General features: G+C 69.2%; 20 protein-coding genes. 15 read left to right on the top strand and 5 right to left on the bottom strand.

Annotated elements, in window-relative coordinates; all coding sequences use genetic code 11:
* Nucleotides 1–174 precede the first annotated feature (174 nt).
* Nucleotides 175–2,391 (top strand): methyl-accepting chemotaxis protein, encoded by a 2,217-nt coding sequence (locus tag AC0QTQ_RS09000; RefSeq protein WP_480259153.1) that lies wholly within the window; start codon nt 175–177, stop codon nt 2,389–2,391.
* A 9-nt stretch (nt 2,392–2,400) separates the two neighbouring features.
* On the opposite strand, the gene AC0QTQ_RS09005 is transcribed toward AC0QTQ_RS09000, so the two are convergent.
* Nucleotides 2,401–3,276 carry a helix-turn-helix domain-containing protein gene (locus AC0QTQ_RS09005; protein WP_480259154.1) on the bottom strand — a complete coding sequence of 292 codons (876 nt, stop codon included), beginning with the start codon at nt 3,274–3,276 and terminating at the stop codon, nt 2,401–2,403.
* Nucleotides 3,277–3,377: 101 nt separating this feature from the next.
* Nucleotides 3,378–4,268, bottom strand: coding sequence for a tRNA (adenosine(37)-N6)-dimethylallyltransferase MiaA (gene miaA, locus AC0QTQ_RS09010; protein WP_480259155.1), 891 nt, complete (start codon nt 4,266–4,268; stop codon nt 3,378–3,380).
* A gap of 132 nt (nt 4,269–4,400) precedes the next feature.
* Here miaA and pyrH point away from each other — a divergent pair, with 132 nt between their 5' ends.
* From pyrH to AC0QTQ_RS09080, 14 genes are all read left to right on the top strand, one after another.
* Nucleotides 4,401–5,132: a UMP kinase gene (gene pyrH / locus AC0QTQ_RS09015; RefSeq protein ID WP_113900177.1), complete on the top strand. Its 732-nt coding sequence runs from the start codon at nt 4,401–4,403 to the stop codon at nt 5,130–5,132.
* 137 nt (nt 5,133–5,269) lie between these two features.
* A complete protein-coding gene (gene frr, locus AC0QTQ_RS09020; protein ID WP_480259156.1) occupies nt 5,270–5,833 on the top strand; it encodes a ribosome recycling factor in 564 nt (187 codons plus the stop codon).
* Between the two features lie 36 nt (nt 5,834–5,869).
* Nucleotides 5,870–6,613, top strand: coding sequence for a polyprenyl diphosphate synthase (uppS, locus tag AC0QTQ_RS09025; protein ID WP_121532126.1), 744 nt, complete (start codon nt 5,870–5,872; stop codon nt 6,611–6,613).
* Complete coding sequence (locus tag AC0QTQ_RS09030) at nt 6,610–7,428, top strand: phosphatidate cytidylyltransferase (protein ID WP_480259157.1); 819 nt, start codon at nt 6,610–6,612, stop codon at nt 7,426–7,428. The genes uppS and AC0QTQ_RS09030 overlap by 4 nt, the downstream gene beginning before the upstream one ends.
* Before the next feature lie 3 nt (nt 7,429–7,431).
* The gene (gene dxr, locus AC0QTQ_RS09035) at nt 7,432–8,610 is read left to right on the top strand and encodes a 1-deoxy-D-xylulose-5-phosphate reductoisomerase (protein WP_121532130.1); all 1,179 of its coding nucleotides are present in this window, start codon (nt 7,432–7,434) and stop codon (nt 8,608–8,610) included.
* A 3-nt stretch (nt 8,611–8,613) separates the two neighbouring features.
* Entirely contained in the window at nt 8,614–9,957 is a 1,344-nt protein-coding gene (rseP, locus tag AC0QTQ_RS09040; RefSeq protein WP_480259158.1) for an RIP metalloprotease RseP, read from the top strand.
* Nucleotides 9,958–10,039: 82 nt separating this feature from the next.
* Nucleotides 10,040–10,213: a hypothetical protein gene (locus tag AC0QTQ_RS09045; RefSeq protein WP_480259159.1), complete on the top strand. Its 174-nt coding sequence runs from the start codon at nt 10,040–10,042 to the stop codon at nt 10,211–10,213.
* A gap of 217 nt (nt 10,214–10,430) precedes the next feature.
* Nucleotides 10,431–12,806, top strand: coding sequence for an outer membrane protein assembly factor BamA (gene bamA, locus AC0QTQ_RS09050; protein ID WP_480259160.1), 2,376 nt, complete (start codon nt 10,431–10,433; stop codon nt 12,804–12,806).
* A 9-nt stretch (nt 12,807–12,815) separates the two neighbouring features.
* A complete protein-coding gene (locus tag AC0QTQ_RS09055; RefSeq protein WP_480259161.1) occupies nt 12,816–13,529 on the top strand; it encodes an OmpH/Skp family outer membrane protein in 714 nt (237 codons plus the stop codon).
* Nucleotides 13,530–13,609: 80 nt separating this feature from the next.
* Nucleotides 13,610–14,071, top strand: coding sequence for a 3-hydroxyacyl-ACP dehydratase FabZ (fabZ, locus tag AC0QTQ_RS09060; protein WP_480259162.1), 462 nt, complete (start codon nt 13,610–13,612; stop codon nt 14,069–14,071).
* 3 nt (nt 14,072–14,074) lie between these two features.
* On the top strand, nt 14,075–14,869 hold the full coding sequence (gene lpxA, locus AC0QTQ_RS09065; protein WP_121532140.1) for an acyl-ACP--UDP-N-acetylglucosamine O-acyltransferase: 795 nt from the start codon (nt 14,075–14,077) through the stop codon (nt 14,867–14,869).
* A complete protein-coding gene (locus AC0QTQ_RS09070; RefSeq protein ID WP_480259163.1) occupies nt 14,866–15,678 on the top strand; it encodes an LpxI family protein in 813 nt (270 codons plus the stop codon). The genes lpxA and AC0QTQ_RS09070 overlap by 4 nt, the downstream gene beginning before the upstream one ends.
* Nucleotides 15,675–16,829, top strand: coding sequence for a lipid-A-disaccharide synthase (lpxB, locus tag AC0QTQ_RS09075; protein WP_480259164.1), 1,155 nt, complete (start codon nt 15,675–15,677; stop codon nt 16,827–16,829). Before AC0QTQ_RS09070 ends, lpxB begins: the two co-directional genes overlap by 4 nt.
* Nucleotides 16,829–17,113: a hypothetical protein gene (locus tag AC0QTQ_RS09080; protein ID WP_480259165.1), complete on the top strand. Its 285-nt coding sequence runs from the start codon at nt 16,829–16,831 to the stop codon at nt 17,111–17,113. The genes lpxB and AC0QTQ_RS09080 overlap by 1 nt, the downstream gene beginning before the upstream one ends.
* Here AC0QTQ_RS09080 and AC0QTQ_RS09085 read toward each other — a convergent pair whose 3' ends face one another.
* Genes AC0QTQ_RS09085 through AC0QTQ_RS09095 form a run of 3 tightly spaced genes read right to left on the bottom strand, consistent with a single transcriptional unit; the run spans nt 17,114 to nt 23,887 of the window.
* On the bottom strand, nt 17,114–17,998 hold the full coding sequence (locus tag AC0QTQ_RS09085; protein WP_480259166.1) for a transglutaminase family protein: 885 nt from the start codon (nt 17,996–17,998) through the stop codon (nt 17,114–17,116).
* Nucleotides 17,999–18,007: 9 nt separating this feature from the next.
* On the bottom strand, nt 18,008–20,425 hold the full coding sequence (locus tag AC0QTQ_RS09090; protein ID WP_480259167.1) for a circularly permuted type 2 ATP-grasp protein: 2,418 nt from the start codon (nt 20,423–20,425) through the stop codon (nt 18,008–18,010).
* Between the two features lie 21 nt (nt 20,426–20,446).
* A complete protein-coding gene (locus tag AC0QTQ_RS09095) occupies nt 20,447–23,887 on the bottom strand; it encodes a transglutaminase family protein (protein ID WP_480259168.1) in 3,441 nt (1,146 codons plus the stop codon).
* Nucleotides 23,888–24,035 lie beyond the last annotated feature (148 nt).

A 24,035-nucleotide genomic window follows, 5' to 3' on the forward strand; every position in this document is an offset into this window, starting at 1 on the left:
AGCCCGGCGGGGCCGCTCCTTCGGGGGCGGCCTTCAATTCCGGACACCTTCCCCCCCTCCGTCCGGCTCGGCCGTCCGCCCCGCGGGCGGCCTTTTCCGTTAGGTCAGCGCGGATCAACGGAGAATTAGGATTTTGCCCCTAGGCAGGTCAGGAAAACCTTGCCGAGGTCCGGGATGAATATCCGCCACCAGATCCTTCTTCTTCCCGTCCTCGTGGCGCTGATCGCCGGCGGGTTGCTGGCCGCGGGCATGCTCTACATCGAGGGCACGACCGACCGCGTCACCCGCGAGCGCGAGCTCGGCCTTGCCGAGGAGCAGCTGCGCGGCGCGCTGGCCGGCACGCTCGACGAGGCGCTGGCACGGGCCGAGCTGATCGCGGCGCTGCCGCCGGTGCAGGCGGCGATGGCGGCGCGCGACGATGCCGCGCTCGAGGCGCTGCTCGCCCCCGCCTGGAAACGGCTGCGCGACGAGACCGGGATCGAGCAGTTGCAGTTCCACCTGCCACCGGCGACCTCGCTGATCCGCATCCATGACCTGACGAAGCGCGGCGACGACCTGTCCGGCGTCCGCCGCACGGTGGTCGACGCGAATGCGAGCGGGCGCCCGGTGCAGGGGCTCGAACGCGGCAAGGCGGGGCTTGGGGCGCGCGGCGTGGCCGTGGTGCGGGCCGAGGGGCGGCCGGTCGGCACGGTCGAGGTCGGGCTGAGCGTCGGCAGCCATTTCCTGCGCACGCTCGCCGCCCGCACCGGCTATGATTTCGAGTATTACGATCTGCCCGCAGTCCCGGGGGCACCGGGCGCGGTGACGCGGCTGGCGACGACGCGCTCCGACGCGCCGCTGCTGTCGGCGGAGCAGCTCGCCGCGCTGCGCACGGGCGGCGTGCTCGAGCTGCGCCAGATCACCGCCGGGGCGCCGCATCTGCTGCGTGCCTTCGCGATCCGCGACTATCAGGGCGAGGTGGCGGGCATCTTCACCGTGGCGGTGCCGACGGCGATCTATGATACGGTGACGCTCACCTCGCGGCGCATCTCGCTGCTGCTGGCCGGGGTTTCCGTGCTGATCGCGGCGGGGCTCGCGCTGCTGCTTGGCCGGCGCATCGTCGGCCAGATCGCGGCGATCTCGCGCGCCACGGTCGATCTTGCCTCGGGCAATCGCGACATCGCCATCCCCGGCACCGCGCGGCGCGACGTGCTGGGCGACATGGCGCGGGCGCTGCAGGTCTTTGCCGCCAATCTGGCCGAGACCGAGCGGATCGCGGCGGCGCTGCGCCTCGAGGAAGAGAACGCCCGCAAGGCCGAGGCCGCCCGCCTGGCCGCTGCCGCCGAGGCGGCCGAGGCGCAACGCACGACCGAGCGCGCGGCGGCCGAGGCGCAGCGCCGGCTGGAACAGGAGGCCCGGGCGGCCGCGGAGGTGCGCGAGGCAGAGGCACAGGCCCGTCTGCACGAGCAGGTGCACGTCGTCGGCACGCTGGCTGGCGCGCTCGAGGCGCTGTCGCAGCGCGATCTGACCTTTGCCCTCGAGGAGAAGCTGCCGGGCGATTACGACCAGCTGCGGCGCAACTTCAACGGTGCCGTCGGCCAGCTCTCGCATGCGCTGGCCGCGATCGAGGCGGAGGCGGCGCAGATCGACACCGAGGTCGGGCGGATCCTGACCTCGAGCGAGGAGCTGGGCCACAACACCGAACGCAATGCCGCGACGCTCGAGGAGACCGCGGCGGCGCTGAACCAGCTGACGGTTTCGGTGCAGTCAGCGGCCGACGGGGCGACGGCGGCGCGCGATCTGGCGACGGCGGCGCGGCGCAACGCGGAAAGCGGTGTCGAAGTGGTCCAGCGCGCGGTCGAGGCGATGGCCGAGATCGAGGGCTCGGCGCACGCGATCTCGCGCATCACCGCGGTGATCGACGACATCGCCTTCCAGACCAACCTCCTTGCGCTGAATGCCGGGGTCGAGGCGGCGCGGGCGGGTGAATCCGGGCGCGGCTTCGCCGTCGTCGCCTCGGAGGTGCGCGCACTGGCGCAGCGCTCGTCGGAGGCGGCGAAGGAGATCTCGGTGCTGATCGACTCCTCGAACACCCAGGTGCGCAGCGGCGTCGCGCTGGTCGGCCAGACCGGCGAGGCGCTTGGCCAGATCACCGCCTCGGTGCGCGACATCTCGGAACGGGTGGGCGAGATCGCGCTGTCGGCGGGTGAGCAGGCGGGCGGCATCTCCGAGATCAACGCGGCGGTGAACCAGCTCGACCACACCTCGCAGACCACGGCGGCGATGTTCGACACCGCGACCGAGGCGGCGCGGCTGCTGGCCGAGGCGAGTGCGAAGCTCGTCGCCTCGGTGCATGTCTTCACCTTCCGCCACGCCGACGAGGCGCGCGCCGACCGGCTGGCGGCGGAGTGAGGCCGGGCCTCAGGGCGCCTTGCGGAACTGCGACGGGGTCTTGCCGGTGCGGGCGTGGAAGGCGCGGGTGAAATAGGCCGGGCTGGTGTAGCCCAGCACGTCCGAGATCTCCTTCACCGGGGCGCGGGTTTCCGACAGCAGTCGGCGCGCCTCGTAAAGGCGGCGGTCCTGCAGCAGGTCCGAGGCGGCGCGGCCGCAGCTCGACCGGCACGAGCGGGTCAGGTGGGTCGGCGTGACACCGAGCTGCGCGGCGTAATCGGCAACGCCATGGCCCGAGCGGAATTCACGTTCGAGCAGCGTCGCATAGCGCGCCACCAGCTTGCGCGCCGCATCGGGCGCAGGCAGGTCATTCGCGCCCGAGGCTGCCTGCCGCTCGAGCCAGACGCTGAGCAGGCCAAGGTGGTGATGCACCGCCCGATCGGCCGCGGGCCGGTCGCTTTCGTTTTCGCGCTGCGCCGCCTCGAGCAGCGCGTTCAGTTCGACCTGCGAGGCGGCGTCGCGGATGCGCAGGTGCAGCGCGCCCTGCGGCAGTGGCAGGTTGCACTCCGCCCCGAAGAAGACCGCCGTGCCATGCGTCTGCGGGCTCATGTCGAAGCCGTGCATCACGCCCGCCGGAATGAAGATCGCGTTATGCGCACCATAGCCGCGCGTCGTGCCGCCGACGGTGATCCGGCCCTGACCCCGGGTGAACCACAGCAGGCACGGCTCGGAGAGCGAGCGCATCGCCTCGATCCGCCAGCGCCCGCCCTGGGCGAGCCGGGCGATCGGCATCAGGCGCAGCTGCGAGGGCGCCGAGGGCAGGCAGGCGGCCTGTCGCTCGCGCGGCATCTCGCCGGCCGGGGACGGGGACAGGTGCGACAGCGGCGGTGCGGTGAAGAGTTTCACGGGCAGGGTCCGGTTGGCTTGCTACGGGCGCAGCATAGGAGAGAAGACCTTTCTCTTGCCAACAGAAAATTCAGTCCCTTGCGGGATGTTGCCGGTGCGACTCAGGGGGGCTGGATGTTGTGCCAGCCGCGCATCCGGCTACGAAACCAGGTGCGCTGCCGCTTGGCATATTGGCGCGAGGCGGCCTGCGCCTGCGCGGTTGCCGTCGCGAGGTCGATCTCGCCGCGCAGATGCGCCACCAGGTCCGGCGCGCCGATCGCCTTCGCCCAGAGCGCGCGCGGCTCCCAGATCGGCAGCACCGCCCGCACCTCCTCGAGCGCGCCCTGTTCCAGCATCAGCCCGAAACGGCGATCGATCCGCTCGGCGAGCCAGTCGCGGTCGGCATCGAGCAGGAGCGGCGTGCAGATGTCGAGCGGCAACAGCGGCGCGGGGGTCGCATCCTGCCAGGCGGCAAGGCCGCGTCCGGTTGCGCGCTGCACCTCCCAGGCCCGTTGCACCCGCATCGGGTTCAGCCGATCGATCCGCGCCGCCGTCTCGGGATCGAGCGCGGCCAGCAGCGCCGCCACGCCTTCGGCCGCGAGCCGCGCGTCCGCCTCGGCCCGCACGGCGGCAGGCGTCGGAGGGATCTCGGCCAGCCCCTCGGTCAGCGCGGTGAAATAGAGCCCGGTGCCGCCCACGATGATCGGCCGCGGCCCGGTGCCGGCACGAAAGGCCGCGAGGATCGGCGCCACATCGCGCAGCCAGGCACCGACGGAATAGTCGTCTCCGGGCGCCTTGTGGCCGTAAAGCAGATGCGGCGCGCACGCCTCTTCCGCGGCCGAGGGGCGCGCCGACAGCAGCCGCCAGCACGACCAGACCTGCAGCGCATCGGCGTTCACCACCACCCCGCCGCGTGCCTGCGCAAGTGAAAGTGCCAGCGCCGATTTGCCGCTGGCCGTCGCACCGGCAATCAGAACGGGCCGATCATCTGCTACAGTGTCGAGCGAAATCATGAGATTGCGTGGATTTCCGAGGTGATGAAAGGGTTTACCGCCCGGAAACGACTGGTGGAATTCCCGAGTTGAACCCGAAGCCCATTTGCGACATTTTGCGCCGCGATGACAACCGAAATGAGGATCCCCGAGATGAGTGCAGAGGCAGAGCCGACTGTGAAGTACAAACGTGTGCTTTTGAAGATCTCGGGCGAGGCGCTGATGGGGGATCAGGGCTACGGGCTGCACCCGCCGACCGTCGCCCGCATCGCCCGCGAAGTGAAGACGGTGCATGACCTCGGCGTCGAGATCTGCATGGTGATCGGTGGCGGCAACATCTTCCGCGGCCTTGCCGGCGCCGCGCAGGGGATGGAACGCACCACCGCCGATTACATGGGGATGCTGGCCACGGTGATGAACGCGCTCGGCATGCAGGCGCAGCTCGAGGCGCTCGGCATCCACACCCGGGTGATCTCGGCGATTCCGATGGACCAGGTCTGCGAGCCCTATATCCGCCGCCGCGCCGTGCGCCACCTCGAGAAGAAGCGGATCTGCATCTTCGCCGCGGGCACCGGCAACCCCTATTTCACCACCGACACCGCGGCGACGCTGCGCGCGAACGAGATGAATTGCGAGGCGATCTTCAAGGGCACCAAGGTCGACGGCGTCTATGACAAGGACCCGAAGAAGTTCCCGGACGCCAAGCGCTACGACCAGGTCAGCTATGACGAGTGCCTGCAGAAGAACCTCGGCGTGATGGACGCCTCGGCGATCGCGCTCGCCCGCGACAACAACCTGCCGATCATCGTCTTCTCGCTCGACGAGCCGGGCGGCTTCCGCGGCATCCTGGCGGGGCAGGGCACCTATACCACGGTGAAGGGCTAAGGGCGGCGGATTTCCGCGCCTTCGCCTTTTCCTGGCGGAAATACTCCGGGGGTTCGGGGGCTGGCCCCCGAAAGCCCTACCCAAGGCCGCGCGCTGCGGCTAAAGAAAGACAGACTTCAAGATCCGGGGGATAACCCATGTCCGACGACATCGAAATCGACACCGACGACCTCGAACGCCGCATGGAGGGCGCGATGGCGTCGCTCAAGCATGAATTCGGCTCGCTGCGTACCGGCCGGGCCTCTGCCTCGATGGTGGAGCCGATCATGGTCGACGCCTACGGCTCGCTGACGCCGATCAACCAGGTCGGCACGATCAACGTGCCCGAACCGCGGATGGTCACCGTCAACGTCTGGGACAAGGGCCTGATCAACAAGGTCGAGAAGGCGATCCGCGAGTCGGGCCTTGGCATCAACCCGCAGACCAACGGCCCGATCATCATGCTGCCGATCCCCGAGCTGAACGAGGAACGCCGCAAGGAGCTGACCAAGGTCGCCGCGCAATATGCCGAAAGCGCCCGCGTCGCGATCCGCAACGTGCGCCGCGACGGCATGGACCAGATCAAGAAGGCGAAGGGCTCGGGCATGTCCGAGGACGACGTCAAGTTCTGGGAGGCCGAGGTCGAGGAGCTGACGAAGAAGCACATCGCCCTCATCGACAAGGCGCTCGAGGCGAAACAGGCGGAGATCATGCAGGTCTGAGCCGACCTGCATCCCCCGCAAGCAAAGAGGCCCGTGATGCCCGCGAGTGAGCCCCCGGCCGGCTGTGGCCCCGTCGATTACGGCGTGTCGCATGTCGCCATCATCATGGACGGCAACGGCCGTTGGGCGAAGAACCGCGGCTGGCCGCGGCTCGTCGGTCACCGCCGTGGCGCCGAGCGGGTGAAGGAGATCGTCCGCGCCTGCCCGGATCTGGGCGTGCGCTGGCTGACCGTCTATGCCTTCTCGACCGAGAACTGGAAGCGCTCGACCGAGGAGGTGCTCGGCCTGATGGGCATCTTCGCGCGCTACATCGAGAAGGAGGCCGACGGCCTCTCGGCCGAGGGCGTGCGGATGCGCTTCATCGGTGCGCGCGAACGGCTCGATCCGAAGCTGCAGGCGCTGATGGCGGGGATCGAGGCGCGCACCGCGCCGAACACCCGGCTGAACCTGACGGTGGCAATCAACTACGGTGGCCGCGACGAGCTGCGCCGCGCCGCCGTGCGGCTGGCGCAGGATGTCGCCGCGGGCCGGATCGCCCCCGATGCGATCGACGAGGCGGCCTTTGCGGCCCGGCTCGACACCGCGGCGATTCCCGACCCGGACCTGGTGATCCGCACCTCGGGCGAGACCCGGACCTCGAACTTCCTGCCCTGGCAGGCGGCCTATTCGGAATACGAGTTCACCCCCACGCTCTGGCCCGATTTCGGCCCGGCCGAGCTCGAGAAGGTGCTTGCCGTGTTCAGCACGCGCGAGCGGCGCTTCGGCGGGGCGAAGGCATGAGCACGCAGGGCACGACGCCGGCTGCGGGCTCACGCTGGACCGACCTGCGGCCGCGGGTGCTGTCGGGACTGGTGATGGTGGCGATCGGCGCGGTCACCATCTGGCTTGGTGGCAAGACCTTCGGCCTGCTCGCGGTGGTTGTCTGCGGGCTGATGATCTGGGAGCTGGCGACGATCATGGCGCCGGCGGGCAGCGGGCGCGGCCCCGCGGCGGCGCTGTCGGTGCTTGCTGCGGTGCTGATGGCGCTGGTGCTCTACTGGCCGGGCGCGCTCACCCGCTGGGCGCTGCTGCTGCCGGTGGTCGTGGGCACCGCCCTGCCGCGGCGCGACCGGCTGATCTTCGCGCTTTACGCCTTTGCGGTGATGGCGGCGAGCTATGGGCTGATCGTGCTGCGGCTCAATGCCGGCGCGCTGGTGATCCTGTGGATCGTGACCATCGTCGTGGTGTCCGACGTCGCGGGCTATTTCGCCGGCCGCGCGATCGGCGGGCCGAAGTTCTGGCCGCGGGTCAGCCCGAAGAAGACCTGGTCGGGCACCGTCGCGGGCTGGATCGGCGCGGTGGCCGTGGGCGCGGGCTTTGCCGCGCTCGGCTGGGGCGGCTGGACGCTCGTGTGGCTTTCGCCGCTCACCGCCTTTGCCGGGCAGATGGGCGATATCGCGGAAAGCGCGATCAAGCGGCGGACGGGTGTGAAGGACAGCTCGCACCTGATCCCCGGCCATGGCGGCGTGCTCGACCGGTTCGACGCGCTGATCGGGGCGGTGGTCTTCCTGCTGATCGTGATGAAATTCATGCGGCTGCCCTTCGACGGGATGTGACGGATGCGCAAGGTTTCGGTTTTCGGCTCCACCGGCTCGATCGGTGTGAACACGCTCGACCTGCTGGTGCGGCAGGGCGGGTCAGAGGCGTTCCAGGTGGTCGCACTGACCGGCGGGCACAATGTCGATCTTCTGGCCAGCCAGGCGCGCGAGCTGCGTGCCGAGATCGCGGTGACCGCGCATGAGGACCGGCTGCCGGCGCTGCGCGCGGCGCTGCACGGCTCGGGGATCGAGGCGGCGGCGGGCCCCGCGGCGCTGATCGAGGCGGCGGAGCGGCCGGCCGACTGGATCATGTCGGCGATCGTCGGCGCGGCGGCGATCGCGCCCGGCTTCGCGGCGCTGAAGCATGGCACGACGCTGGCGCTTGCCAACAAGGAAAGCCTTGTCGCCGCCGGGCCGCTGCTTCTGGCCGAGGCGCGGCGGCAGGGCGCGCGGATCCTGCCCGTCGACAGCGAGCATTCGGCGGTGTTCCAGGCTCTCGTCGGCGAGGAGATGGCGGCGGTCGAGCGGATCATCATCACCGCCTCGGGCGGTGCCTTCCGCGACTGGCCGCTCGAGAAACTGGCGACCGCGACCGTCGCCGCGGCCTCGACCCATCCGAACTGGGCGATGGGGCAGCGGATCACCATCGACAGCGCCTCGATGTTCAACAAGGCGCTGGAAGTCATCGAAACGAAAGAGTTTTTCGGCGTCGACCCGGATATCATCGAGGTTCTGGTGCATCCCGAGAGCCTGGTCCACGCACTGGTCGGTTTCCGCGACGGGGCGCTCATGGCGCATCTGGGCGCGCCCGACATGCGCCACGCGATCGGCTATGCGCTGAACTGGCCCGAACGGGCCGAGCTGCCGGTGGCGCGGCTCGATCTGGCGCAGATCGGATCGCTCAGCTTCCGCGCCCCCGACCCGGTCCGCTTCCCGGCGCTGCGCCTTGCGCGCGAGGTGATGGCGATCGGCGGCACGGCCGGGGCGGCCTTCAACGCTGCGAAGGAGGTCGCGCTTGACGGTTTCATCGCCGGGCAGATCGGCTTCCTCGACATGGCGCGGCTGGTCGAGGCGGTGCTCGCGGACATGTGCGCGGGCCATGGGCTTGGAAATGCGGCCGTCAGCCTCGATAACGTCTTGCAGACCGACGCCGAGGCCCGCGCCCTCGGCCGCGAAAGAATTTCGACCGGAAGGATCTGACCCTTGGAGTTTCTCCCCGATTTCGGCAACGCGCTCTATACGCTGGTGGCCTTCGTCGTCGCGCTGATGATCATCGTGACGGTGCACGAGTTCGGCCATTACATCGTCGGCCGTTGGTCGGGGATCAAGGCCGAGGCCTTCTCGATCGGCTTCGGGCCGCGGCTGCTGTCGCGCGTCGACAAGCACGGCACGCGCTGGCAGGTCTCGGCGATCCCGCTCGGCGGCTATGTCAAGTTCCTGGGCGATGCGAATGCGGCCTCGGCGGGTGCCGACGAGGGCGCGATGGCCGGGCTGAGTGCCGAGGAGAAGCGCCACACCATGCACGGTGCGCCGCTTTGGGCCCGCGCGGTGACGGTGGCGGCGGGACCGGTGTTCAACTTCGTGCTGTCGATCGCGATCTTTGCCGGCATGATGATTTGGACCGGCACCGCGACCGATGTGCCGACGGTGGGCAAGCTCGTGGTGCTGCCGGGTGGCAGCGGCGATCTGCGCGTGGGCGACCGGGTGCTGGCGATCGAGGGGCGCGAGACGCCCGATTACGCGACGCTGAGCGCGGTGACGGACGAGCTTCCGGCGCAGCCTGCGCTGACCTGGCGGGTCGAGCGCGACGGGCAGGTGGCCGAGGTTGCCGGGCCGCAGCTGTTCCCGCCGCGTCTGAACGGGGTGATGCCGTCTTCGGCGGCCTATGCCGCGGGGCTGGCCGCGGGCGACGTGGTCACCGCGATCGACGGCGCGCCGATCTGGCGCTTCGTCGATCTGCAGCAGAAGGTCACGGCCAGCGAGGGCGCCCCCGTGGCGCTCACTGTCTGGCGGCCGGGCAAGGACGGGGCCGAGACGCTTCAGATGACGCTGACCCCGCGCCGCACCGATGTGCCGACTGCCGCGGGCGGGTTCGAGACGCGCTGGATGATCGGCGCGACGGGCGAGCCGGTCTTCACCCCGCTCACCCGCCCGACCGGCGTCGTCGAGGCAGTGAAGGGCGGGGCCGTGCAGACCTGGGAGGTTGTCGCCTCCTCGGTCTCGGCACTCAAGCACATGATTCTCGGCCAGATCTCCTCGTGCAACCTGCATGGCGCGATCGGCATCGCGCAGGGCTCGGCCGCGGCGGCGAAGGCGGGCACGGCGAGCTTCATCTGGTTCGTCGCGGTGCTGTCGACGGCCGTGGGCTTCCTGAACCTGTTCCCGATTCCCGTGCTCGATGGCGGGCATCTGATGTTCCACGTCTGGGAAGGCGTCACCGGCAAGCCGCCGTCGGACCGGGCGATGAACCTGCTCACCGCGATCGGGTTGTCGCTGGTGCTGACGATGATGCTGTTCGGCCTGTGGAACGACCTGTTCTGTCCCTGAACGGCACAACTTGGCCGCAATTTGGCCATAATGCGCCGCTACTTCGGGTTGTGCGGGTGGTCCGCGCACAGGAGAGGTGATCATGCAGATGGTGCAGGCAGACGGCTTTCGCGGCCTCTCGCTCGTCGTCGATCTGGCGCTCGACCGCCTGATGGCTCCGGCCGCCATCCTCGTCGCGCTCGCGATCGGGGGGATCCTCGGCTACGAGCTGATTGCGCTTTTCGGTCCGGCCGGGGTGTCGCCCTATCAGCTCTGATCCGGGCGCGTCTTTCCTCTCTGTCATCCTCCGCCGCACTGTGTCCGCCGTGGTGCGGCGCCTGCCGTTTTGCCGGCCTGGCGGGCAATGGCGCAACGCCTGCGGACGAATGCCGCCGAGGCGGCATTTCCGACATCTTGCGGTTTTGACAAGCATCCCCTTTCCAGCTACTCACGATCTTGCAGTCTGAAGGAAATACAGGGCGGGGTGACAGGCAATGACGAACCGGCGGAAGAACGCATTTCTCGGGCGTTCGCTTCTCACGACCCGGCTTGTCGCGGTGGCGCTTCTGGGCGGCGGTTTCGCCGCGGCCTTGCCGCCGGTGGCGGCGATGGCGCAGGAGTATCGCTTTTCGCAGGTGAAGATCGAAGGCAACGACACGATCGAGGCGGCGACGATTCTCGCCTATGCCAAGATCGCGCGCGGTTCCTCGGTGAGCGCGGCGCAGCTCAATGACGCCTATCAGCGGCTTCAGGGCTCGGGCCTGTTCGAGAAGGTCGATCTGGTGCCGCAGGGCGGCACGCTGGTCATCCGGGTGCAGGAATTCCCGACCGTCAACGTCGTCTCCTTCGAAGGCAACAAGGTGCTGAAGGATTCGATCCTTGCCGGGCAGGTGAAGACGCAGCCGCGCAAGGTCTACAGCCCGGCCACGGTCGAGGCCGACGCCGCCGCGATCGTCAAGGGCTATGCCGATGCCGGGCGCGTCAACGTGCGTGTCGATCCGAAGGTGATCAAGCGCGCCAACAACCGCGTCGACGTCGTCTTCGAGGTCAAGGAAGGTTTCGTGTCGGAAGTCGAGCGCATCAGCTTCACCGGCAACACCGCCTATTCCGACCGTCGCCTGCGCGATGTGCTGCAGACGAAGCAGGCGGGCATCCTGCACCGGCTGATCCAGCGCGACAGCTTCGTCGCCGACCGCGTCGATCTCGACCGCCAGCTGCTGACCGATTTCTACCGCTCGCGCGGCTATCCGGATGTGCAGGTCACCGGCGTGTCCTCGGAAATGGCGCGCGACCGCGAAGGCTTCTTCATGACCTTCAACATCCGCGAGGGTCAGCAGTATCACTTCGGCAAGATCACCACCGTTTCCGAGGTGCCCGAGCTTGACGCGAAGGACTTCGAGAAGCTCACGAAGATCCGCGAGGGCGTGATCTACTCGCCGAACGCCATCGACCTTGCCATCACCCGGATGGAAGAGACGGCGCTGCGCAAGGGCGCGAATTTCGTGCGCGTCGATCCGCGCATCACCCGCGATCCGAAGACCCAGACGCTGAACGTCGAATTTGCGCTGGTGCGTGGTCAGCGCCTGTTCGTCGAGCGCATCGACATCGAAGGCAACACCACCACGCTCGACAGCGTGATCCGGCGCGAGTTCCACACCGTCGAAGGCGACCCCTTCAACGCGCGCGAGATCCGCAACTCGGCCGAGCGCATCCGCGCCCTCGGCTTCTTCACCAAGGCGGACGTCAACACCCGTCAGGGCTCCGGCCCCGATCAGGTGATCGTCGACGTCAACGTCGAGGAACAGCCGACCGGCTCGCTCAGCTTCGGCGCAAGCTATGGCGCCTCGCAGGGCTTTGGTGTGAACGTCGGTCTGCAGGAGGCGAACTTCCTCGGCCGCGGTCAGTACCTGGGGGTGCAGATCGGCACGACCTCGGGCACGCAGCAGAGCTCGTTCGACTTCATCGAGCCCTATCTCTTCGGGCGCGATCTGAAGGCGCGTTTCCACGCGTGGTACAACACGTCGGAGAACGACAACGCCGACTACTCGACCCGGATGCAGGGCGTGTCGCCCTCGGTCGAGTTCCCGCTGGCGCAGAACTCGCGGCTCGAGCTGCGCTATACCTTCAGCCGCGACAAGCTTTACGACGTCACGGCCTATGATCCGGATCCCGATGGGGACCCGACCACCATTGACGCGGTCGGCTCCTCGCCGATCCTGTCGCGCGAGGAGGGTCAGTATGACACCTCGTCGCTGGGCTACACCTACACCTGGGACACGCGCCGCACCGGCATCGATCCGCGCTATGGCTTCACCTTCCGCTTCTCGCAGGATTACGCCGGGCTCGGCGGCGATGTGACCGCAGTGACCTCGACCGCGCTGCTGCGTGGCGAGCGCAAGGTCTGGAACGAGGAAGTCACCCTGCGCGCCGAACTCGAGGGCGGCATGGTCAACCCGACCGGTGACACCAAGCTGACGATCCTCGACCGCTTCTCGGGCAATGGCAAGATCCGCGGCTTCGAGCCGAACGGCTATGGCCCGCGCGACACCGGTGCGCCGAACAAGGACGCGCTCGGCGGCAAGTATTTCGCGGCGCTGCGGATGGAATCGGAATTCCCGATCGGCATCCCCGAGGAATACGGCGTCACCGGCGGCCTGTTCTGGGACATCGGTTCGGTCTGGGGGCTCGAGGACAAGGCCGGGGCCACCGGGACCGTCGACGACAGCATGCACCTGCGCTCGGCGGTCGGCTTCTCGGTGTTCTGGCGCTCGGCGATCGGTCCGCTGCGTCTGAACTTCTCGAAGGCGATCAAGAAGGAAGACTACGACAAGGAACAGAACTTCGACCTGACGATCTCGACGCAGTTCTGAGGCAGGGAGATGCGCTTTCCGCCGCGTTTCATCGAGGGGCCGGGGCTTTGCCTCGGCCTCGTCGCGCTTGTGGCCGGGCTGGGGGGAATCCTGCCCGGGCCTGTTGCGGCCCAGCAATCGGTGGGCGACAGCCGCGGCGAGGCGGTGATCCGGGTGCCCAGCCCGGTACTCACCCTCGACTGGGAGGCGCTGTTCGAGACGACCCGCTGGGGCAAGCGCATCCGCGCCGATCTTGCCGCGGAGTCGCGCGCGCTTTCCGACGAGAACAACCGTATCGCCGATGACCTGATCGCCGAGGAAAAGGCGCTGACCGAGCGGCGCGCGACGATGGACCCGGCCGCCTTCCGCACCGAGGCGAATGCCTTCGACGAACGCGCGACGGGCATCCGCAACGCCCAGAAGGCGAAGGCGCAGGCGCTGTCGCGGCGCTTCGAGGAAAGCCGGCAGGCCTTCTTCGAGGCGGTGACGCCCATGCTTGACGATATCCTGGCCAAGCGCGGCGCGGTCATGGTGCTCGACCGGCGGGTGATCATCCGCGGCCTTGCCGAGGCGGATGTGACCGATGATCTGGTGCGGCTCGTTGACGGGAAACTGGGCGACGGCCCGGCGGCGGCCGAAGCCGCAGCGCCCGACACCTCCGCCGCGACGCCCGACACCTCCGCCGCGACGCCCGGGACCGTCGCACCCGAAACTCCCGCCGCGCCGGCCGCGCCGGGCAACTGAGCCCGCCCGCATTCTTGCCAAGCGGCGTCGGCGTTGCTAGCAAGGCTCGACCGCGGACGCTTGAGGATCAAGGACAGACGATGACCGAACCCGCCCCCCATACCTTTGCCGATCTCGCGCTGATCAAGCGGATCATTCCGCACCGCTATCCGTTCCTGCTGGTGGACAAGGTGCGCGACATCGTCCCCTTCGAGTCGGCGACCGGCATCAAGAACGTCACCAGCAACGAGCCGCATTTCCAGGGCCATTTCCCGGACGAGCCGGTGATGCCCGGCGTCACCATCGTCGAGGCGATGGCGCAGACCGCTGCGATCGTCGTGGGGATCTCGCTCAACCTCATCGACAAGCCGCTCGCCACCTATTTCATGGGCATCGACGGGGTGAAGTTCCGCCGCAAGGTGGTGCCGGGCGACGTGCTCGAGATGCCGGTCAAGGTGATCCGCGGGGGCGGCCGGATCTGGAAGTTCGAGGGGCAGGCGCTGGTCGAGGGGCAGCTTGCCGCGCAGGCCGAGTTCACTGCGATGATGGACCTCAAGGCCTGAGCCATGGCGATTGATCCGGGCGCCATCATTCATCCTTCCGCCGTCATCGAAGAGGGCGCCACGATTGCCGCGGGCGTCCACATCGGGCCGTTCTGTCATGTCGGCCCCGAGGTGTGCCTTGCCGAGGGCGTCGAGCTGAAGTCGCATGTCGTCGTCTCCGGCCTGACCGAGATCGGCGAGGACACCACCGTCTTTCCCTTCGCCTCGCTCGGTCAGGTGCCGCAGGACCTGAAATACAAGGGCGAGAAGACGCGGCTGGTGATCGGCAAGCGCAACCGCATCCGCGAATACGTGACGATGAACCCCGGCACCGAAGGCGGCGGCGGGGTCACCCGCGTCGGTGACGACGGGTTGTTCATGTCCTCGAGCCATGTCGCCCATGACGTCACGATCGGCGACCGGGTGATCCTGGTGAACTCGGTCGCGATCGCCGGGCATTGCCACATCGAGGACGACGTGATCGTCGGCGGGCTGTCGGGCGTGCACCAATGGGTGCGGATCGGCCATGGCGCGATCATCGGCGCGCTGTCGATGGTGACCTCGGACGTGATCCCGCATGCGCTGGTCGCCGGGCCGCGCGCGCAGCTCGAGGGGCTGAACCTCGTCGGGCTGAAGCGCCGCGGCGTGTCGCGGGCGGAAATCGGGGCCCTGCGCGAGCTCTACATGGCGCTGTCCGAGGGCAACTTCCGCGAACAGGCGCGCAAGCTCCACGACGAGGGCACCGATAGCGCGCTGGCGCGCGAGGTGCTCGATTTCATCCTCGGTCCGTCGGACCGCAGCTTCCTGACGCCGCGATGAGCGTGGGTGCCGAGACCGCGCTGATCGCGGGGACGGGCGGGCTGCCCGCGCTGCTGGCTGCCGCCGCGCCCGGGATGCTGCTGTGCGAGCTTGATGGCTTTGCCTCGGCCGTGCCGGGGGCCGAGCCGCTGCGCTTCCGCGTCGAGCGGCTGGTGCCCTTTCTTGACGCGCTGATTGCGCGCGGGGTGACGCGGGTCTGCTTTGCCGGCGCGATCCAGCGCCCGAAGCTCGAACCAGAGATGTTCGACGCGCAGACCGCGGCGCTGGTGCCGCGGCTGGTCGGCGCGATGCAGGCGGGCGATGACGCGACGCTGCGCGCGGTGATCGAGCTGTTCGAGGATTGGGGGCTGGTCGTCGTCGGCGCCGACGAGATCGCGCCCGAGCTGGTGCCGGGCGAGGGCGTGCTTGCGGGCGCGCTGCGCGCGGTCGACAAGACCGATGCCGAGCGCGCCGCCGAGATCGTCACCGCGCTTGGCGCGGTCGATGTCGGGCAGGGCGCGGTGGTGGCGCAGGGCCTGTGCCTTGCGGTCGAAAGCCTGCCGGGCACCGATGCGATGCTCGATTTCGTCGCGGCGCATCGCGGCCAGCGCCGCGGGCCGGTGGGGGGCGTCTTCTTCAAGGCGCCGAAACCCGGTCAGGACCGCCGCATCGACCTGCCGGCGATCGGGCCGCAGACCGTGGCGAAGGCTGCCGCAGCGGGGCTTTCGGGCATCGTCTTCGAGGCGGGGGGCGTGCTGCTCCTTGACCGCGCCGCGACCGTGGCCGCGGCCGAGGAGGCCGGGATCTTCCTCTGGGGGCGGGCAGGATGAGGCTGTTCCTGGTCGCGGGCGAGGCTTCGGGCGACAAGCTCGGCGCGGCGCTGATGGCCGGGATGAAGGCGCTTGCGCCGGGCGTCGAATTCTTCGGCGTCGGTGGCCCGCTGATGGAGGCCGAGGGCCTCGTCAGCCTGTTCCCGATGGAGGAGCTGTCGGTGATGGGCATCGCCGAGGTGCTGCCGAAATACCGCCAGCTCAAGCGCCGCATCGCCGAGACCGCGCAGGCCGTGCTCGACACCGGGCCCGCCGCGCTCGTCACCATCGACAGCCCCGATTTCTCGTTGCGGGTCGCGCGGATCGTCAAGGCGGCGCGCCCGGATCTGCGCACCATCCATTACGTCGCGCCCTCGGTCTGGGCCTGGCGCCCCGGCCGCGCGGTGAAGATGGCCAAGGTGATCGACCACGTCCTGGCGCTTCTGCCCTTCGAGCCGCCCTATATGGAAGCCGCGGGCATGAGCTGCGATTTCGTCGGCCATCCGGTGGTCGCCGAGCCGCGGGCAAGTGCCGCCGAGGCCGCGCTCTTCCGCGAGCGCCACGGCATCGGTGACGACCAGCCCCTGGTGCTGTGCCTGCCCGGTTCGCGCCGGGGCGAGGTCGAGCGGCTCGGGCCGCGCTTCGACGAGGCGCTGATGCGGCTGCGCGACCGCGAGCCCGGGTTGCGGGTGGTGCTGCCCACGGTGCGCGGCGTCGCGCCCCTGGTGCGCGAGATGTCGGCGCGCTGGCCGGTCGCGCCCATCGTCGTCGAGGAGGCGGCGGACAAGCGCGCGGCCTTCGCCGCGGCCGATCTGGCGCTGGCGGCCTCGGGCACGGTCAGCCTTGAGCTTGCGGCAAGCCGCACGCCGATGGTGATCGCCTATGACGCCAGTTTCCTCACCTGGCACATCATCTGGCGGATGCTGCGCGTCGACACGGTGACGCTGGTCAATCTGGTGTCCGAGACCCGGGCGATCCCGGAATTCCTCGGCCCCGAATGCCGCCCGGACCGGATCTGCCACGCCCTCGTGCAGCTTCTGGAAAGCCCGGAAGCGCGGGCCGGCCAGCATGCGGCGATGGAAGAGACGATGCGCCGGCTTGGCGAGGGCGGCGAGGCGCCGGGGCTGCGCGCGGCGCGCTCGGTGCTGGCGGCGATCGAGCGGAGGCGCTGATGCGGAGCATTTGGGCCGTCGTGCTGCTTGTCGCCCTGACGCCGCTTGCGCGTGCCGAAGAGGGCGCGGCGGCGATCGAGGAACCGGCGGGCGAGGCGATCTGGGAGGCGGACTGTGCGGGCTGTCACAAGGATCCGCAGCAGACCCTGTCCCGGGTGAGCTGGGCGCTGGCCGGGCAGCTGTCGCCCGAACGCGCGGTCTGGCTGCGCGATTTCATCCTGAACCACCACACGCCGGCGCGCGACAAGGTCGAGGTGCTGGCCGCCTGGCTGGCGCGGCTCTGATCAGCCCTTCTCGAGCGGGATCACGTCGACTGCCTGGCGGGTCTCGTGGCCGCCCGCGGTGCGCATCACGCCGCGCACCGGGGCCACGTCGGAATAGTCGCGGCCGATGGCGATGGTGACGTAATCGTCGCCGGCGAACTGGTCGTTCGTCGGGTCGAACTCGATCCAGCCGGCCTCGAAGCCGACCCAGGCCCGCACCCAGGCGTGCATCGCGTCGGCGCCCTCGAGCCGGGGCTGGCCGGGCGGCGGGAAGGTGCGCAGGAAGCCCGAGACATAGCCCGCCGGAATGCCGATGCCGCGCAATGCGGCGATCATGATATGGGTGAAATCTTGGCATACGCCGCGGCGCTGCGCGAAGGCCTCGCGCGCCGAGGTGTCGACGGTCGTCGCCTCGGCGTCGAAGGTCATCGCGCGATTGAGCGCGCGCCCGATCGCCACCACCGCCTGCTGCGCCGTCATGCCGGCGGCAAGCTGCTTGCGGGCGAAGGCCGTGGTCTCGGTCATCGGGGCGACGCGGGGGCTGGCGCCGAGGAAATGGTGCGGCACCTCGGGGGCCAGGCTCTGCTGGGCCGCGATCTCGTCGGGCAGCCGGTCAAGGAGCGCGGAGAGGTCGCTTGCGGGCGGCGCGGCGCGGCGTTCGACTTTCGCCGCCAGCTGGAACGAGACCGCGTCGATCGGCGCGTGCCAGGCGACCGAGGTGGTCGGATTGCCGAAGAAATCGATCGCCTCGCGCCGCTCGTCGGGCATCGGCTCGACCGTCAGCAGCCGCGACAGCACCCGCTGCCGGCCGGGGATGTCCGAGGGCAGAAGCCGCACGAGATTGCGGATGTGATCCGAGGGGGCGGCATAGTCGTAGTCGATCGAGAGCTTGATTTCATACAGCATGTCAGCCCCTTACCGCAGATAGGCGGCGCCGATGAGATCCGAGATCCCGGCAAGCTCGCCACGCAGCGCGCTCAGCCGCCCGGTGTCGATCTCGGCCGGTGTGGCGATCAGCAGCGCGCTTTCGACCGGCACGATGGCGCGCAGCAGCGCGGTCAGCCGGCCGTTCTCGCGCGCGTTCGGAAGCGCCTCGGCCAGATAGCGCAGCCGCTGCACCTGGAACAGGATCGCGCGCGGGTTGTCGGCATCGAGGGCGAGCAGATCGACGACGGTATCGCGCGAGGTCTCGACCCGGTAGCGGCGCTGGTGGGTGATGACGCTGTCGGCGACCTCGACCGCCATGTCGAGCGAGCCCTCGGGCGCCTCGGCATCGGCAAAGGTGGCCAAGAGCGCGGCGAGCGAATCCGCCCGTTCGAGCGCCCGGCCGAAGCTGAGGAAGCGCCAGCCCGAGAAGCGATACATGTTCTCGTGCACGAGACCGGAGAAGCCGGTGATCTTGCGCAATAGCACCGACATCGCGCGCGCGGCATCGTCGCCGGGCTTGGCCGTGGAGGTCATCCGCCGCGCCGTCTTCAGCATGTCGTTCAGCGCCGCCCAGCCATCGGTCGAGAACCGGTCGCGCACCTTGCCCGCGCAGCTGCGCGCCGCCTCGAGCCGGCCGATCAGCGCCGCCGGCACCGGTTCGGCGAGGTCGTAACCATAGCCGGTGAGGAACTCGTCGAGCCGCAGCAGGCGCGCGTCATTCGGGTTGTCGGTGGCGGCCAGACGCAGGTGATAGGCGCGGATCAGGCGGATCGCGTCCTCGCTGCGCTCGACATAGCGGCCGAGCCAATAGAGGTTGTCGGCGGCGCGCGAGGGCAGGATCGCGGTGGTGGCGCGGTGGAAATCGGGCGTCGGGCGCGGCGCGAGCGTCTCTTGCGGCACCGGCTGGTCGGAGACCACCCAGACGTCGGCGACCGATCCGCCGCGCTGCATCGCAAGGGCCGTCGCATCGCCCGATTTGCCGATCCGGGCATAGCCGCCCTGCATGAAGCGCCAGCCGCGCGGCGTGCGCGCGGCAAAGATGCGGATCGTCATCGGCCGCGGCTCGACCCGGCCGCCGTCCTCGGCATCGACCCAGACGGGCGTCGTCGACAGCGTCACCGCCTCCTGGCCGACAAGCCCCTGGCCCTCGCGCTCGAGCCAGTCGGAGATCGAGCGGGTGCCGCCATCGGCAAAGGCGCCGCCGCGCGCGGTCTCAGCGCCGATGTCGAAGGGCAGGTCGCAGGCATAGGCCGGGCCGATCATCATCCGCGCGGCATTGTCGCGGACATAGGCACGCTCGGTATCGCCGCCGCACCACCAGGTGGCGATGTTCGGCAGTTTCAGCGGCCCGCCCGCCAGCACCTCGGCGACGCGTGGCAGGAAGGCCATCATCGCCCGCATCTCGAGCACGCCCGAGCCGAGCGCGTTGACGAGGGCAAGGTTGCCAAGCCGCACCGCCTCCATCAGCCCCGGCGTGCCGATCCGGCTCGACGGGTCGAGTTCGAGCGGATCGGCGAAGGCGCCGTCGATGCGCCGCCACAGCACGCCGAGCGGCTGCGGCCCCTCGATCGTGCGCACCATCGCCTGACCGTTCTCGACCAGCAGATCCTCGCCCTCGAGCAGCATCAGGCCGAGGTAGCGCGCGATATAGGTGTGTTCGTAATAGCTGTCGTTATGCGGGCCGGGGGTCAGGATCCCCGCGGCGCGCTCGCGCCCGCCCACGCCCTGCGCAAGCCGTTGCAGCGCCTCGCGATAGGCGCCGAAGAAGCCCGCAAGGCGGTGGATATGGGCGCGCGGGAAGCGTTCGGGGAAGATCCGCCCGGTCGCCATCCGGTTTTCCAGCGCAAAGCCCGCGCCCGAAGGCGCCTGTGTGCGGTCGCCGAGCACGAGCCACGAGCCGTCGGGCGAGCGGCCGACCTCGAAGGCGAGGAAATGCAGGTAATGGCCGCCGCGTGGCGGCACGCCGACCATCGGCCGCAGCCATTGCCGCGAGCCCGCGATCAGCTCGGCCGGCAGATGGCCGTCGCGCACGAGACGACCCTGGCCGTAGAGATCCGCCATGACCTCCTCGAGCAGGTCGGCGCGCTGCGCCAGCCCGTCGCAGATGCCCTTCCACTCGTCCTCGTGCAGGATCACCGGGATATGGCTGAGCGGCCATTCCCGTTCCTGCAGCGGGTCGTTCGAATATTGCCGGAAGAACACGCCGGCATCGCGCAGATAGAGATTGCCGCGCTCGAAGCGCGCGGCAATCTCGTCACGGTTGAGCCGCGAGAAGCGGTCGACGAAGCGGCGCCAGACCGGCCGCATCCGGCCCTCGGCGTCGAACAGCTCGTCCGCGACGCCCGGGGTGAGCCGGTAGTCGGAGAAGAGGTCCGGTGCGGGGGGCGTCGTGGCGGGCTCGGTCATGATTCATTTCTGGCTCGTCGGTCAGAACAGTCCGATGGGCCGGCGCAGGTCCAGCGTCAAGGGGAATTCCGGATGCGGGGTCTCGCTCGCGGGCTCATAGACGCCGCCGGTGTGGCCGAAGGGCTCGAACCGGGCAAGACGCCGCGCCTCGGCCTCGTAGGCATTGACCGGGAAGGTGTCATAGTTGCGCCCGCCGGGATGGGCGACGTGATAGGTGCAGCCGGCCAGCGCGTGACCCGTCCAGGTGTCGTAGATGTCGAAGACGAGCGGCGTGTTCACCGGCAGCGTCGGGTGCAGCGCCTCGGGCGGTTGCCAGGCCTTGAAGCGCACGCCGCCGACCGAGACCCCGGAGGTCTGGGTCCTGGCCATCGGCACGGGGCGTCGGTTGCACATCACCTTGTAACGGTCCTGATGGAGGGTGGTCAGCTTCACCTGAAGTCTTTCGACAGAACTGTCGGTGTAGCGCACGGTTCCCCCGATCGCGCCGGTTTCGCCCAGCACGTGCCAGGGTTCGAGCGCCTGACGCACCTCGAGATGCACGCCCTCGGCCTGGATCTGGCCGCAGAACGGGAAGCGGAACTCGGCCTGCGCCTCGAACCAGACCGGGTCCATCTCGAAACCGTGGTTCTTCAGGTCGGTGAGCAGGCTGAGCAGGTCTTCCCACAGGTAATGGGGCAGCATGAAGCGGTCATGCAGCACCGTGCCCCAGCGGACCGGCCGGCCCTCGACCGGGGCGATCCAGCACCGCGCGATCAGCGCCCGCAGCAGCAGTTGCTGGGCCAGCGACATGCGCGGATGCGGCGGCATCTCGAAGCCGCGGAACTCGACCAGGCCCAGACGGCCGGTCGGCCCGTCGGGCGAATAGAGCTTGTCGATGCAGATCTCGGCGCGGTGGGTATTGCCGGTGACATCGGTCAGCATGTTGCGCAACAGCCGGTCGATCAGCCAGGGCGGCGGCGTCATCCCCTTCCAGGGCGGCGTGATCTGCGACAGCGCGATCTCGAGCTCGTAGAGCGTGTCGTGGCGCGCCTCGTCGATGCGCGGGGCCTGCGAGGTCGGGCCGATGAACAGGCCCGAGAACAGGTAGCTCAGGCAGGGATGGCGCTGCCAGATCAGGATCAGCGATTTCAGCAGATCGGGACGGCGCAGGAACGGGCTGTCGTTCGGGGTGGCGCCACCGACGACCACGTGGTTGCCGCCGCCGGTGCCGGTGTGGCGGCCGTCGATCATGAACTTGTCGGCACCAAGGCGCGACAGCCGCGCTTCTTCATAGATCGCCTCGGTGGTGGCGACGCAATCCTCCCAGCTGTGCGCGGGGTGGATGTTGACCTCGATCACGCCCGGATCGGGGGCGACGCGGATCACGTTCAGCCGCGGGTCATGCGGCGGCGCATAGCCCTCGATGTGGATGGGCAGGTTCAGCTCGGCCGCCGTCGCCTCGGCGGTGGCGATCAGTTCGAGATAATCCTCGAGCGTGTCGCAGGGCGGCATGAAGAGACACAGCCGGCCCTCGCGCGGCTCGATCGCGATCGCGGTGCGGACCCAGCCCATCGAGGGGTCGACCCCCTCGCCGAGATGGGTGTCCTGCGGCACCCATTTCTGCCGCTCGGCCTCTTTCGCGCCGGCGCGGAAGCCCTGCGCATGGCCCGGCGTCACCCCGGGCATCAGCGCGGCGCGCTCGCGGTCTTCCTGCGCGAGGCGGTCGATCTCCTCCTGGATCTTGCGGCGGCGCTCCTCGACCACGGCCTGATAATCGGGCAGCGGCGCGCGCGGCACGGTCGGGTCGGCCGGATAGCTGTAGGGATATTGCGCGGGCGGGATATAGGGCAGCGAGCCGAGCGGCAGGCGGAAGCCCACCGGGCTGTCGCCGGGGATCAGGAAGATATGGCCGCGCCGCGGCTTCCACAGCTCGGAGCGCCAGTGCGACGGCGTATCGGCCGATTGCCACCAGCGCTGGATCGGCAGCACGTAGCCCGAGGGCTCGGTCAGGCCGCGGTTGAAGACGCGGGCATAGCGGGCGCGGTCCTCGGGGTTCTTCAGCCGGGAATTCTCGGGTGAGACATTCGGCGGCAGGTTCGCTTCCTTCAGGATCCACTCGGCCGGATCCTCGTAGGCGGGCTGGGCATAGTTGCCGTCAAGCCCGAGCTTGGTCGCGAAGGTCGACATGAATTTGCCGGCCTCGGCCGCGCCCATCTGCTGCGGGGCATCCTCGCGCGCGATCAGCTCGGGGTTCCGCCACACCGGCAGCCCGTCGTTGCGCCAGTAGAGCGAGAAGGTCCAGCGCGGCAGGCTTTCGCCCGGATACCACTTGCCCTGACCGTAATGCAGGAAGCCGCCGGGCGCGAAGCGCTGCTTCAGCCGTCGGATCAGGGTATCGGCAAGGGCGCGCTTCTGCGGGCCGACGGCGGCGGTGTTCCACTCGTCCGATTCGAAATCGTCGACCGAGACGAAGGTCGGCTCGCCGCCCATGGTCAGCCGCACATCGCCCTCGCGCAGGGTCTCGTCGACCTTGCGGCCAAGCGCGTTGAGCCGCTCCCACGCCTCGTCCGAGAACGGCTTGGTGATCCGCGGGTGTTCGGCCACGCGCTTGATTTCCATGTCGAAATCAAAGCTGACCTCAGGCGTTCCGGCGGCCGCGAAGCCGCCGACGATCGGCGCGGCGTTGCGGTAATGCGGGGTCGCGGCCAGCGGGATATGGCTTTCGCCGGTGAGCAGCCCCGAGGTCGGATCAAGCCCGATCCAGCCGGCGCCGGGCAGGTAGACCTCGCACCAGGCGTGCAGGTCGGTGAAGTCGTGATCGGTGCCCGCCGGCCCGTCGAGCGAGACGACATCGGGCTTGAGCTGAATGAGATAGCCCGAGACGAAGCGTGCGGCAAAGCCCAGATGGCGCAGCGCCTGCACCAAGAGCCACGAGCTGTCGCGGCACGAGCCCGAGCGCAGCGCCAGCGTCTCGTCGGGGGTCTGCACGCCGGGCTCCATCCGGATCGTGTAGTTGATCCCGTTCGCGATCCGGGCGTTCAGCGCGACGAGGAAGTCGACGGTGCGGGTCTTGCTGTAATCGATCGTGCCGAGGAGCTGGGCCAGCAGCGGGCCCTCGGGCTCGGGCGTGCGATAGATCGACAGGTCGTCGCGCAGCTCCTCGGGATACTCGAAGGGCCAGTATTCGGCGCTTTCCTCGACGAAGAAGTCGAAGGGGTTGTAGACCGTCATGTCGGCGACGAGATCGACCTCGATCTTCAGCTCGGTCACCGGCTCGGGGAAGACGAAGCGGGCGAGCCAGTTGCCGTAGGGGTCCTGCTGGTGGTTCACGAAATGGCCGCCGGGCGAGACCTTCAGCGAATGCGAGATCACCCGGGTGCGCGAATGCGGCGCGGGACGCAGGCGGATGATCTGCGGCCCCAGAGTGACGGGCCGGTCGTATTTGTAATGCGTCAGGTGATAGATGGATGCGTAGATCGCCATGGTCGCGCCTTCTTCGTTCGGTGCGGCCAGATTAGGCGATGGTGGCAATGCCACCACCCCTAACGCATGGCCGACAGGCCCGAAAGCGCCGGCGTCGGCGCTTTCGCCCAAAAAATGGGCGATGGCTGGCGGGCGCGGCCACACGGCC

The sequence above is a fragment of the Paenirhodobacter sp. YD-8 genome, from assembly GCF_056590935.1.